The organism is Exiguobacterium sp. S22-S28, from assembly GCF_043359615.1.
Lineage (GTDB): Bacteria > Bacillota > Bacilli > Exiguobacteriales > Exiguobacteriaceae > Exiguobacterium_A.
Map to the genome: position 1 here is coordinate 19,538 of NZ_JBHFFC010000033.1, position 12,958 is coordinate 32,495.

The 12,958-nt window shown below is 50.3% G+C and carries 12 protein-coding genes; 4 read left to right on the forward strand and 8 right to left on the reverse strand.

Features of this window, described 5'->3' with window-relative positions; all coding sequences use genetic code 11:
* Window positions 1-62: 62 nt before the first annotated feature.
* The 3 genes from ACHA8N_RS15800 to ACHA8N_RS15810 form a co-directional block, all read right to left on the reverse strand.
* Window positions 63-2,741, reverse strand: coding sequence for a glycoside hydrolase family 70 protein (locus ACHA8N_RS15800; RefSeq protein WP_393966281.1), 2,679 nt, complete (start codon window positions 2,739-2,741; stop codon window positions 63-65).
* 158 nt (window positions 2,742-2,899) lie between these two features.
* Window positions 2,900-3,313 carry a hypothetical protein gene (locus ACHA8N_RS15805; protein ID WP_393966282.1) on the reverse strand — a complete coding sequence of 138 codons (414 nt, stop codon included), beginning with the start codon at window positions 3,311-3,313 and terminating at the stop codon, window positions 2,900-2,902.
* 65 nt (window positions 3,314-3,378) lie between these two features.
* Window positions 3,379-4,620, reverse strand: a complete 1,242-nt coding sequence (locus ACHA8N_RS15810) for a UDP-glucose dehydrogenase family protein (protein ID WP_393966283.1) — start codon at window positions 4,618-4,620, stop codon at window positions 3,379-3,381.
* Between the two features lie 116 nt (window positions 4,621-4,736).
* On the opposite strand from ACHA8N_RS15810, the gene ACHA8N_RS15815 reads away from it, so the two are divergent.
* A complete protein-coding gene (locus tag ACHA8N_RS15815; RefSeq protein WP_147510277.1) occupies window positions 4,737-4,979 on the forward strand; it encodes a hypothetical protein in 243 nt (80 codons plus the stop codon).
* A gap of 67 nt (window positions 4,980-5,046) precedes the next feature.
* Here the strand turns inward: ACHA8N_RS15815 and ACHA8N_RS15820 are convergent, their stop codons facing one another.
* Complete coding sequence (locus ACHA8N_RS15820; protein ID WP_393966284.1) at window positions 5,047-5,475, reverse strand: helix-turn-helix domain-containing protein; 429 nt, start codon at window positions 5,473-5,475, stop codon at window positions 5,047-5,049.
* Window positions 5,476-5,853: 378 nt separating this feature from the next.
* The gene (locus ACHA8N_RS15825; protein WP_393966285.1) at window positions 5,854-7,287 is read right to left on the reverse strand and encodes an SdrD B-like domain-containing protein; all 1,434 of its coding nucleotides are present in this window, start codon (window positions 7,285-7,287) and stop codon (window positions 5,854-5,856) included.
* 158 nt (window positions 7,288-7,445) lie between these two features.
* Here ACHA8N_RS15825 and ACHA8N_RS15830 point away from each other — a divergent pair, with 158 nt between their 5' ends.
* Window positions 7,446-9,008, forward strand: a complete 1,563-nt coding sequence (locus ACHA8N_RS15830) for a S8 family peptidase (protein ID WP_393966286.1) — start codon at window positions 7,446-7,448, stop codon at window positions 9,006-9,008.
* Between the two features lie 50 nt (window positions 9,009-9,058).
* Here the strand turns inward: ACHA8N_RS15830 and ACHA8N_RS15835 are convergent, their stop codons facing one another.
* Genes ACHA8N_RS15835 through ACHA8N_RS15845 form a run of 3 tightly spaced genes read right to left on the reverse strand, consistent with a single transcriptional unit; the run spans window position 9,059 to window position 10,236 of the window.
* Window positions 9,059-9,481: a hypothetical protein gene (locus ACHA8N_RS15835; protein WP_147510274.1), complete on the reverse strand. Its 423-nt coding sequence runs from the start codon at window positions 9,479-9,481 to the stop codon at window positions 9,059-9,061.
* Between the two features lie 7 nt (window positions 9,482-9,488).
* Entirely contained in the window at window positions 9,489-9,911 is a 423-nt protein-coding gene (gene fabZ / locus ACHA8N_RS15840) for a 3-hydroxyacyl-ACP dehydratase FabZ (protein ID WP_012371522.1), read from the reverse strand.
* 28 nt (window positions 9,912-9,939) lie between these two features.
* Entirely contained in the window at window positions 9,940-10,236 is a 297-nt protein-coding gene (locus ACHA8N_RS15845) for a DNA-directed RNA polymerase subunit beta (RefSeq protein ID WP_147510273.1), read from the reverse strand.
* 305 nt (window positions 10,237-10,541) lie between these two features.
* Between ACHA8N_RS15845 and ACHA8N_RS15850 the strand changes: the two genes are divergently transcribed.
* Together ACHA8N_RS15850 and ACHA8N_RS15855 are read left to right on the forward strand one after the other, a co-directional pair.
* Window positions 10,542-11,912 carry a copper amine oxidase gene (locus ACHA8N_RS15850; RefSeq protein ID WP_393966287.1) on the forward strand — a complete coding sequence of 457 codons (1,371 nt, stop codon included), beginning with the start codon at window positions 10,542-10,544 and terminating at the stop codon, window positions 11,910-11,912.
* 92 nt (window positions 11,913-12,004) lie between these two features.
* Window positions 12,005-12,934: a class F sortase gene (locus ACHA8N_RS15855; RefSeq protein WP_393966288.1), complete on the forward strand. Its 930-nt coding sequence runs from the start codon at window positions 12,005-12,007 to the stop codon at window positions 12,932-12,934.
* Window positions 12,935-12,958: the final 24 nt, after the last annotated feature.

Consider the following 12,958-nt stretch of genomic DNA (forward strand, 5'->3'; position numbering starts at 1 on the left):
AAACGACCTGTTCTTTGCGTTATGCAAAAGAACAAGTCGTTTTGAGTGTGTAGATCTCGTGATTACTTGACCGTCACCGTAAAGACTTTATTGACCGTCTGGTTACCGGCCGTCGTATACGTAATTTTGATTGTCGTTTTCCCTTTGTTGATCGCTTGGACTGTTCCTTTTGCAGAAACGGTGGCGATTTTTTTGTTGCTTGAGACATACGTGACCGATTTGATCGTATCCGTCGCTGACGTATAACCGATCGTCGTCGTTTGTCCTTTACGGAGCGTTTGGCTTGTCGCTTTTAATACGACAGCATTTGCCTTTGTCTCGATCGGTGTCGTCGCATAAAGAACGAATCCGTCTTGGAGCGAGACTTTTGTCGTCAACGTCGTTTTGCCGGTCTTTTTGCCGAGCAAACGTTGTTTTGCGTCAACCGTTGCGATTTTCGTATCCGCTACCGTCTGCGACACGCTTGTGCTGCTTGACGTCGTGCCGTTCAGTTTCGTCTTCACCGTCGTCGATTTACCTTGGTAGACGTTCGGCTGCTCGACGCTGACGCTTGGTGCTTTTGCTGCGTCCGGTACGAAGACACCAAGGTAACCGTTGACTTCTGCCGTCTTGATTCCTTTTACCGGTACCGTCAAGATACCGTTTTGATCCGTGACGAGTTTCGTCTTGCTGACGCCGCTCGCTTCTTTGAAGACTTGGTTCGCATGGACTTTGCCCATGTCGACTTTAATCGTCGTATCCAGTGCCGCATTTTTGCCGATGACCGTCGCGACGCCTGTCTTGCGGTCTTTTCCGAGACGGACGCTCGCGATCAAGTCTTTACCGGCTGTTTGTGTCGTGTTTGATGTGTAGTTCGTCACGCGTTGTTTCCCGTACGCGTAGTTCTTGCGGACTTGCAGTAAGTTCGCGATTTCATTGAAGTACGGTGTCTCTTTCTTCATATAAGGAGCATCCGTTTGGTACATGTCGCCGTAGTAGACTGTCGGCACTGTATCTTTGTTCGTCAACAGGTACGCATATTGCGAGACGACGTTGTCCATCGAATACTTCTTGACCGGACTCGACAGCTCTTTTTTGTAGATGCTGAGTGCTTGTTGCTCCAACTCTTTTGTATACAGCTGATCGAGTGATTTTTCTGTTCCCGGTGCGTAACGGGCATTCGATTTAATCCCGAGCGTATCGAGGATGATCTGGTTGACACGGTTTTTCTCTTGATCATGGTTATTGACGAACGACCAGTTCGCCTGTGGATTCGCCGATCCCATACCTTCGCGGTTCACCGTCGAATACTTCGCGATATCACTCAACCATTTTGTTGAGCTCGCTTTCCCGAGGACGCCGCGCAATGTGAAGTACAGGCTCGAGTCCATGACGAGTTGTTCGTTGTCATGGGCTTTCATGTAGTCGTTCTGGATATTTTTATAGCTCTCGATGTAGCTGAGGTGGTCACGTGCGCCGAAATGTTCCCGTGCGAGCTGGGCTTCCGCCTTGAGGATCGCCGTATCGTAATGCGACGCCGCATCGATCCGGAAACCGTCGAAGCCGTATGTCTCAAGCATCCACTTCATCCAGTGTTTCTGTTCTTTGATGACTTTCGGATTCGAGTTCGCGATATCGACTCCGACGAGGAACTCCTCGCTGCCGGACATCGTCCGATTAAACGCCTGCACCGGATCACCGGTTTCATCGACGAACAACAATTGATCTTCCGTATCGATCCCTGAGTTATCGTTTTGGAACGACCGCTCTTCCGATCCGTAGCCGTAGTTCGCCTGACTCTTCACGTAAGCTTCCGTCAGTGCCGCGACTTTGCCGTTATCCGACTCCGCCAAAATATCTGCTTTCGTCGCATAGCCTTGGTCTTTCATGTACGCCAAATATCCGGCATCCTTCGTATATTGCGTCAGCATCGGTTTCCAGTTGTCTTTCGATACTTCGTACCATCCGTCGATCGCAAGATACGTATCGACGACATTGAGGCTTTGCGTCTTCGCCGCTTCGATCAACCACTCCGGCAAATAGTTGCTCGGGTGATCCGCTCCGAAATAGCGGTAGGCTTTACCGGCTTCGTCCGTCATGATCCGACCGAGTCCCTGACCTTGCAACGACGTTCCGTTTAAGTAGTTTTTGTTCCATTCTTTGATGTAGCCGTACTTCGTCTGTCCTTCACCGCCGCCTTTTGTATAGGCAAGGTAAGGAACGGCAATCGTCTTCGAAGCTGTTTGTGTCGTGTACGGATTCGTAAAGAGATCGCCTGAGCTTGATGTCCGCTGCACGTACACCATCTCACGTTGTGTCAAACCAAGCATTTGGTTCGGGACTAGGTCCATCTGGACGTTGACGCCTTTTGCATGCATCGCCCGGACGACAGCCTTCAGCTCGTCCGCTTTTCCGTATTTCGTCGGAATCGACTTGTTTGGTCCTTGCGGGAATTCACCGAAGTCATACCGGTCGGCGATCGCATACCCTTCCATATAACGCGCCATGCTGAATGAGCGGTACGCTGGCGGCATCCAAACATCGGTAATACCCCAATCGCTCAACATTTTTCCTTTATTTGCAAGTTCCGTGTACATGTTGCTTTCGTATGGTTGGAACAAGCTGAAGCTTTGGAAGATGACCCGGTTGTCGAGTTTCTCGTTCGATGTATACGCAGCCGCCTGTTGCGGGGTTAAGACGAGACCACTCGTCGCGACGAGTGTCGCCAGTAGACCAGCTGAAATCTGTTTCGTTTTCTTCACAGTTCTATCTCCTTTTATCACATATAATGATTTTTTCCGATTTCCATCACATAATTTAACATTTTTCATCTCCTATTAGATAGTGTTTTTCAATAATAAGTCAATTCGTTTTTCGTTTTTATTATTTTTAACTATATTTTTTCTGATTCATCCTATTTTTAGATGATACTCCGCTTCATCGTGTGCCGTAGCGCTTCGAGAAACGGTCCTCGCGGAAAACGATGTGTCGTTTCGCCTTCAAGGAGAATCTGCTTGCCCGCCTGCCGCAGTTGCACCGGCAAGGCACGGACGATCCAGTCGAGTTGGGCCTGCAGGCGTTCCCGGACCGTCCGCTCTTTTTGTTCCGCTTCTAAAAAATGTTTGAAGTATTGCAGGACGTAGCCAAATCCGAACTCGATCGGAATCCGCAGCTCGACACCAGAGTCCCGGACCCGGATCACGCCCGCTCCGTAATGCACAGCCCGTTCCCAGTCTTCATCTCGTCGAGCATCGCTCGGTCCATTCGTTAAACAATGTGTCTGCAACGCACCTTTAGGTCCGCTCGGTAAAACTGCAAAGTAGTCGATGTTCATCTGTCCGCTCCTCCGTCAAAAAAAATAGAGTGAAACCGGCAAACGGTTCCACCCTATATGACAGGTCAACGAATCTGATTGTTCGTAAATGTTTGGTTGTAACGGCCGATGCCTTCATATTCCACGCCGTGCGGACGGTCGGCATATGCCCAACAGTTGCGCCCATCGATTAGACGAGGTGTCCGCATGAGACGTTGCAACCGTTCCGGTTCGAGTTGTTTCATCTCGTCCCACTCGGTCATGATGACGGCAGCGTCCACTCCGGTGATCGCTTCGTCCAGTGTCGGTTTTTGATCCAGCAATGTCTTCGCTGCAGGGTCGTATCCCGTGATATGGACCCCGAGCGCTTCCAGACGTTCCGCGAGACGTAACGCCGGTGCATCCCGTAAATCATCCGTTCCCGGTTTAAAGGCAAGACCCAGCAGGGCGATCCGTTGCCCTTTGACCGGACGGATTTTTTGCAGGACGTAATCGAGTTGTGCCTCGTTCGTCTTATCCGCGCCTTCGATGACGTGAAGCGGTGTCTCATATGTTTTCGCCAGTGCCGTCAAGGCGGCGATGTCTTTCGGGAAACACGAACCGCCGTAACCGGCGCCCGCCCGTAAGAAGGCCGGTCCAATTCGTGGATCGAGACCAATCCCGTGCGCGACTTCGGCGACATCCGCGCCGACCGCGTCCGCGAGACGGGCGATTTCATTGATAAAGCTGATTTTGACGGCTAAAAAACTGTTCGCCGCGTATTTCGTCAGCTCGGCCGTCGTCGGATCGACCTGAACGATCGGTGCCGTCGTCAAAAACAATGTTTCGAGCCGCTCGGCAAGCATGTGATCCCGCGTCCCGATGACAAGCCGGCTCGGGGCCCGGTTATCGGCTAGTGCCGTCCCTTCCCGGAGAAATTCCGGAACCATCGCAAACCGCAACTCCGGATAGCTCTGCTGGAGCCGTTCCGTCGTGCCGGGCGGAACCGTTGACTTCAAGACGACGTTCGCTTCCGGATTCAAGCGGCTGATTTGTGCGACGACCGCTTCGACCGCCGTCAAATCACAGCTCCCGTCCGCCCGCTCCGGTGTTCCGACCGCGACCAAATACAGATCCGACTCCGGATAGACGGTCGTAAACGTCATCCGTGCCGCATTCGCCTGCAATGCTTCTTCGATTCCCTGTTCCGTGATCGGCGGGATTCCTTTCGTCAATTGTTCCATCCGTTCGGCGTTTAAATCGACACAGATGACCTCGTGTCCGTTTTCTGCGAGTCCAATCGCCGTCACGAGCCCGACGTACCCTGTTCCAATTACCGTTACCTGCACCTCATCACGTCCCTTATCGTTTTCTCTGTCTCTACTATACGGGAGCACGGAAGATTTGTGCATCGAAAAAGCTCTTTGGATACGCTATACTGAATTACGAAAGAGGAGGAATGCACATGGCGATCATCATTTTTAGTCTCATCTGCCTCTTCGCGTATCGTATCCGCCGGCTTCCTGAAGTAATTCGGACGATTTTACTCATCCTTGGTTTGTTCTCGGGATGGTTCGCGTTGTTTGAGATCATCAGTTATTTAGAAGCCAATCCCTACCTTGCCGCCATTCCGATCACACTCGGGCTTGGCTATTGGTTTTGGCGTAAAAAAAAGAAACAGCAGGCGAAACCGCCGACTGTCTCTTGAGGCATAAAAAAACATCCGTTGCAGACGCCCGTTCCGGTAGAGGAGCAGGTGGGCAACGGATGTTTTTTTAGATCTGTTTCATACGTTGTTCAAGACGCGCGATTTTTTCTTCGATTTCAAGCAACTTCAGCTCGTGTTCCAGTTCCAAACGGCGTTTTTTCCGTTTCAGCTGAGCGAGTTCCTCCGTGATGGATTCCGAGTTCGTTTCCTGATTCGGGACTGCCTGATCCATCGATTGACGGAGCGGATCAAACAGGTTCGACTTGGCGAACTTTGCCGCTTCCGGACCAAACATGTCATTGATGATCGGTAAAATCTTGTTCATCGCCGTACCCGGAATCTGTGATTTTTCATCGACCAGACGTTTTAACGCCAGCTCATCGACCAAATACCCTTTTCCATCCTGTTCCGCATGTAATTCCCCGGTGCGGATCCAGCGGCGGACCGTTTCCTCGGAGACGCGCAGCAATTCACTGATTTGTTTTGTCGTCAACATGTTCATCCCTCATTTCTTTGGATTGGTTATTCTCATTATACACATGTGTGTGCGTGTGTGTCAAAGAAGACACACATCACTTTTGCTTGTGTCGATCCAAACGGACGGTTCTGCCATCCTCGCTTTCCACGGGCGGGAGTAAGCCGCGACAACCCGCATGACATGCGTCTTGCCGGGTCTTACTTATCCCTGACGAAAGCGCGTGAAAGAACGAAGGATTCCTTAGCGAACGGAGACCCGTCAAAGACATATAAAACCCGACTCTCTGCCTGTATCGGAAGAAAATCGGGTCTTGTGTCGCTCATGAAAAAACAGGTGAAGAAAAGAGAGATTCTTTTTTACATCCATTCCCTGCTAAAGCCAAGATTCTATATTCTGTTACGCACTCCGTCGCATGAGCAACCACAGTCCGACTGTGGCAAGACCTGTTCCGGCCAGCGCGTACGGGAACGGTTCTTCTTCGCCGGCTTGTGGTAACCGTTCTGCCCGTGATGGTGTTTCCGACTGCGCGGTACTCTTCTCAGCCGGTGCGACGTTCGTTGATTTGGTCACCTGTACCGGTTTCTGTTGTTCGACCGGTTTTGGTTTTGGCTTGACCGTCGGTGCGACGGTTTCCGCTTCGACTTCCACGACGACGACCGTCCCTTGACGGTTTTGCGTCAGGTCAAGAACAGCGTCCGATGGCGTCCGCTTCAAGCCTTTGACGAATTGTTCATACTGTTCCATGACACTGCCGTCTTCTGCTTCCAGACTGTCGTAGTTTGCTTGGTGGATTGCCCGCGCACGGTAACCGGCGGGCAGCTCGATTTTTAAGATGTATGTACCAAGCGGCACTTCGCGGTTCAATGCCGTTTCCGCTTCCACCGTTTCCGCCGGCAGAACTTCTCCCGTCATCGTATCGAGCAATCTGTAGGTCGCACGGACCGACGATTCGTTCATTTCCGGCAACTGATTGTGGTCTTCGTCAATGAAGTTCGTCACCGTCAGGAAGTGAGATTCCGCGATGTCTTCGTTCCCTTCCGTCATCCCGGCATCCAGCACGACGTCACGATTCTTCATCGTCACACCCGTTCCACCGTACTGATCAACGTCCGAGTCAAGCATCCGATCGTCGCCTTGCTGTTTCTTCGTAAACGTATACAGCCCGATTTCATATCCGTCGATTTTGACGAGATACGTCCCCGGTTGGACGGACGAAAACGTGTACCGGCCTTTGGACGTGATGGCTGCTTCCAAGACATCATGATTCGGATTCATCAAAAAGACATTAACGTCGTCAAGCAACGGCTCCGTCTCTTGCCGGATCCCGTCTTCATTTTGATCGTACCAGACGGTTCCGTTGATTGATCCGATTGATGGACCCGTCGACTGGGTGACGGCGTCCGGGTTTTTAACCGGCATTTGTTTCACTTGCACTTTCTTCGTTTCTTTCGGAACAGCCGGTGTATCGTCCGTCGTGACCGGCGGCTTTTCTTGCGGAACAGCCGGTTCTTCCGTCTCATCTTCCGGCGCCTGCCCGAAAACGAGTGCTACTGCTTTTCCCGTTTCTTCTTCCATGACGGTGACATGTGGGGCAGTCGCTGCCTCAAAATCAACCGTCGGTGTCTGTTCGATGTCAATCGGTTCCGTCAAATCCGTCTCCGACGATAACTCGACATCGGACGTGACCGTCACCGTTCCACTTCCTGTGAACGACAGCGTATACGGATTCTTGCCGCTCGCCGTGACATCCCAATTCGTTTCGGCTTGAACAGGCGGCACCCAGCTCATCAAGAAACTGCTCACGAGCAGTAAAATTCCTATTTTTCTCATTATGTAAAGTCCAGCTCCATTTCTAAAAAAAGGATACCTAAATTTTAAACAATATCGACAAATTACACCAGTACATTCTTTTCTTGAGCCTTCGACCAAAACAACCCATAATAGGAAATAGAGCTTTTTTAACCTGTAGAAAAGGATTGTGATGTCCTATGCATAAAACGCTTATTTGTTTCAGCCTGTTGACAGCCAGCCTGTCTTCTCCTTTTTCGACTGTCGACGCAGCAAGTCCTTCCAGCGTCAAAACACTTCCCGCGATTTCCTTAAAGACGAAACAGCGGACCGTCACCGGAACGTTTGATGCTTCCGGAAAAGCGACGTGGGTGTTCGAATCAAAAGATTATGCCAAAGAGACGACCCATATTGAATTTGATGCCGGACGGTCATTTTCCGCTTCCGTCTTCGCGAGCCAGACCGATTACATAAAACGTCAGGTCTATCCGTACTATTACGCCGTCAAAGATGCCGCCCTGATTTTTCCGTTCAGCTGGTCCGGCAAGCAGTATCTCGAATTAAAAGGCACACCGGGTGCCACGTACAAGTTGCCGATCCATCTCCGGTCGCTGACACCGCTTCAACCGATGAAGACGGCTGCTTCGACAGCCAAATCGACGAGTCTGATCGTCAAGTTGAAACATCCGGGAAGCCTGAAACAATCTTTGACGGCAGGAGCCGAACGGCTTCCGCTTCCCTTCACCTCCGGGACCGCCGTCGAACAGCTGAAATTTCCTTCCGAACGATTGGCGGCAGCGGCCCTCAAACGGCTCCGGGCCTCGTCAAACGTCGCCTATGCCGAGTATGACCTGCCCGTCCAAAGCGCCGGTGATACATTCCGCCGGTATCAGTGGTCCTTGACCAATACGGGACAACAGAACGGGAAAAAAGGAGCCGATATCCAGTTTACGGCGATGCAGAAATACATTCAGACGAAAACACTTCGGACAACCCGCGTCGCCGTCATCGATACGGGGATTAACGCCACGTATGCGGATTTCAGCGGACGGATCCGGACCGACCTCGGATACGACTTCATCCGGAAGACGAAAACATCTTGGGATGAAAATGGTCACGGCAGTCATGTCGCCGGTATCATTGCTGCGACCGGCAATAACGCGTTCGGCATCTCCGGCATCAATCCGCAAGCCGAGATCATTCCGATCCGGGTCTTGAATAATCGCGGAGAAGGACGGAACTCGGATGTCGTCCGCGGTATTTTGCATGCCGTTAAGAATGGGGCAAAAGTCATTAACATGAGTCTCGTTCTGTCCGAATCGTCAAAAGCACTCGAAGAAGCAGTCGCCTATGCCAAGAGTAAAAATGTCGTCCTCGTCGCCGCCAGCGGAAACAAAGCGAAATCGTCGCTCAACTATCCGGCACGACTCGCGTCGGTCGTCGCCGTCGGAGCGACGACTTCAAAAGACACCCGGGCATCGTTTTCAAATTACGGAAAAGGACTCGATTTAGTCGCTCCCGGTGTGATGATTCCGAGCTACATCCACGACGGTGAAATCGCCTATTCGAGCGGGACGTCGATGGCTGCTCCACACGTCACGGCCGTCGCGAGCCTGCTGTTCAGTCTAAAACCTTCATTGACAGCGAAACAGGTCGAAACGATTTTAAAGCAGTCCGCTGTCGATCTTGGTGCAAAGGGCTACGATCAAACATACGGATACGGTCGACTCAATGCCAATCAGGCCGTCCGCGCCGTCAAATAAAAAAACAAGCAGATCGTCTCTTGATGCATAAGAGACCATCTGCTTGTTTTTTATTTGACCACTTCAAGAGGAATTTCAATTCCGCGCCCTGCTCCAGCATCGATGATGAGGACGGGTAAACGCTTTTCATCGAAGACCTGCTCTTCGACCGTCGTATCCGACGTATAGGTTCTGACTTCCCCCATCTTTTTTGCCGTGAAGGAAACGAACGGGAATGGAATCGATTGGTTGGCGACGTCCAGTCGGATATCAACTTGTTGATCATCGAGTCGAAGATCATTGGAAGTCCGGATCGTTAAACGCATCCGGTCCTTGTCCATCGTTGAAATCTGAGCCGAAATGTTTTCAGCTTGTCCGGCGCGTTTGACAGGATCGAGGATGACTGTCGGGGAAGCAGTCTCCACTTTATCGGCACGCTGACAACCGGGAATGATCAGCAGCGAAATCGCTAGAGGAATCAACCAGCGCTTCATTACGTTTTCACTTAATCGCGAAAGTGAGTTCAGCAGTACAGGCGACTTCCCCGTCGACTGTTGCTGTGGCACGTCCTTTACCGATCGGTCCACGCAGCTTCGTCAATTCGACCTCGAGCCGAAGTTGATCACCGGGGACGACTTGACGCTTGAAACGGCAATTTTCAATACCTGCGAAAAAGGCCAGCTTCCCTTGGTTCTGTTCCATCTTGAGGACCGCAAACGCACCGACTTGAGCCAATGCTTCGACAATCAACACACCGGGCATGACGTTGTAATCCGGAAAATGACCGTTAAAGAATTCTTCATTGGCCGTGACATTCTTGATGCCGACTGCCCGCTTGCCTTCCTCGACTTCCAAAATCCGGTCGACGAGCAAAAATGGATAACGGTGCGGAATCACTTCTTTGATTTGTTCAATCGTATACATATGGACACAGCTCCAATCACTGGTTAGTTTAAGATTTCGACCAAAAATCGGTGATGCGGGTCCATGTGTCGAGCTTGAGGACATCCAACGCTTCGCCACCACCAAGTGTCGCATACCCAACCATCGCACCGATGACTAAGGCAACGGCAACTAAAAGAAGAACAATCAATAAACGGGCAACAATCGGAACACGACGTGATGAATAGTTCCGCATTTTTTGACGCTGCTTCGGTTCCTGCTCCTGCTGCTGACCGTTTTTCGTCTGTTGGTGACGCTTCAGACGTTCACGGGTCGGTTGGTCTGTTCCTGCTTGATTTTGTACCATCTTGATCACCTTTCATGGTTCAGTCTAAAGAACAGTATAGCATATTAGTACCTGGTATTAAATAGTTGCAATCCCGCTATATTCGGTTCCTGTTTTCAGTGTAACATGCCAAAACCATGAACCTGTAAAAAAAACTTTGATAATTGTATATAAGGAAGAAAACCAATTTCAGCCGGTCCTGCAAAAAAACTTTTGCGAATTTTAAATCCAAACAAATCCCTTGCGCGTATGCTGTTCAGAACGCTACAGACAACCACTACCAAACACCTGATACACTACACCCAAATTTGAGAGGATGAGACAAAATGAAAAACACGAAAAAATTCGCAGCAACAGCAATGGCAGCAGCACTCGTATTACCAGGAACGGCAGCATTCGCTTCCGGTGGCGGGGACGACATGAAACATGAGGACGGCGCGAAAAACGTCACGGTCAAAACAAAAGCCGCTGACCTTCGTGCAACACTTGATCAATTACTCTCTGAGCACTTCGTGCTTGCCGTCATGGACATGAAAAAACAATATGACGGATCAAAAGACGCGGAGTATTACGAAGCGGCACTTAAACAGAACGCACTCGACATGACACCAGCGATTGCTTCTGTCTACGGCGACGAAGGCGCAAAACAATTCGAAAAAATCTTCGTTGACCACAACAAATACACAACCGATCTCGTCAAAGCCGTTAAAGCGGACGACCAAGACGGCATCAATGCTTCAAAAGCAGAAACGGAAGAGTTCGTTCAAGATCTCTCAAGCTTCTTAGATACAGCAACAGAAGGTAAACTGCCGAAGGCAGCAGCGGAAGAAGTTCTCCGTGCCCATGAAGCGGACGTCTATAAAACATTTCAACAATATGCAGCCGGTGACTACGAAGGATCGTACAACACGTTCCGCGAAGGATACAGCCGCATGTATGACATCTCGAAAGCACTCTCAGTCGCGATTACAACTCAAATGCCTGAGAAGTTCGACAACACAAAAGCGGATACAAAAGCAGCTGACCTCCGGTCAACACTCAACAGCCTCGCAGCTGAGCACGTCGCACTGGCGAACATCAGCATGACGGCAGGCGTCGACAAAGCAAAAGACTACGATGCAGCAAACTGGGCAGAAGACATGCACACAGCTGACTTCAAAGCGGCAATGAAATCGGTCTACGGTCAAGCAGGTGCGGATCAGTTCGAGCAAGTTTGGACGAAAAACCACATCGAAGCGCAAGCTAACCTTGTCACAGCAGCAATCAACGATGACAAGAAATTGATGGGTGACGCACAAGAGATGCTCAAAATGTTCTCAAATGACTTCGGTGCGTTCCTTGGTGCAGCAACGGAAGAAAACCTTCCGACAAAAGCAGCACAAGAAGCCGTATCCGGCCACGAAACGTATGTCCAAGATACGTTCATGCAGTATGTCGAAGGCGACTACAAAGGATCAGTTGATACGTTCCGTGAGTCTTACGCTTACATGTACGGCGTGGGTGCAAACCTTGGTGAAGCAATCGTCAAACAATCACCAGAGAAGTTCATGGACGGTACACCAGGCTCAATGCCAAACACAGGTAACGGCGGCATGAGCGACAACAACACAGCAGCAACGACAGGCGCAATCGCACTCTTCGGTCTCGCACTCGGTGCAGCCGGAATCGTCCTTGCCCGCAAACGTCAAAACGCATAAGAATTCGGGTATACTAAAAAGGATAGCGCCTCGGCACTATCCTTTTTCTGTGCAGGTGTAAGAGACTTTGTCTCGGAAAGGAGTGACGTATAATGAAAAAATGGTTATTACCGGTCAGTGTGCTCTTGATGCTCGTTTCCGTCGGAACGTTAGTTTTCCTTCTGTTCGGCAATTCGAAGGAAACGGAAACCACGATCGTTCAAGGGAATGCGGATACAGAAGCGGCAACTTCCGAGACAAAGGAAGATCCTCTGAAACCGTCGGAAATCTTTAAAAAAGAATTTAAGAGTCTGTCCACGAATCAAGTCGAGCTCCCGAAGACCTTGACGATTGATTCGCTTGATATTAAATCAAAAGTCGAACAAGTTGGTCTCGATAAACAAGGGGCCATGGGAACACCGAAAAACGAACAACAAGTCGGTTGGTACAAGTTCGGTCCCCGTCCGGGCGATGTCGGAAATGCTGTCATCGACGGTCATACCGATACGAAGACCGGTCCTGCCGTCTTCAATCGTCTGAATGAACTGAAAAAGGGCGAGACCATCAAAATCAAAGATGCATCAGGCCGTACACTCGTCTTCCGTGTTAAAAAGCTTGTCGAATACGGACACCTCGATGCACCGCTCGAAAAAATCTTTGGTGCTTCCGATCAACGGAATTTGAATCTGATCACCTGTATCGGAGTCTATGACGAAAATGAAGGCACATATGACAACCGTCTCGTCGTCTTCACGGAACTGGATGAAAAAGCTTCTGACCCCGTCCAGACACCGCCAAAACCAGCGACGAATGTCCGTGTCTCAGGCGGATTCGTGAACTGGTACGCTTCGACGGACGAAGAAGTCGTTCAGTACAATGTATATCAAGAACAGGACGGGAAACGGAAAAAATTAGGTTCAACCGAATCGATTGAACGAAAAGCCTTCCCGCTGCCTGAAGATGCGACAGGACGTTTTATTGTTACTGCTGTCAACAAAGCCGGTATTGAATCAGAAGAATCGTTCAGCTCCGTCCAAAAATAATGAAACTGACCGAATCGTTATGCG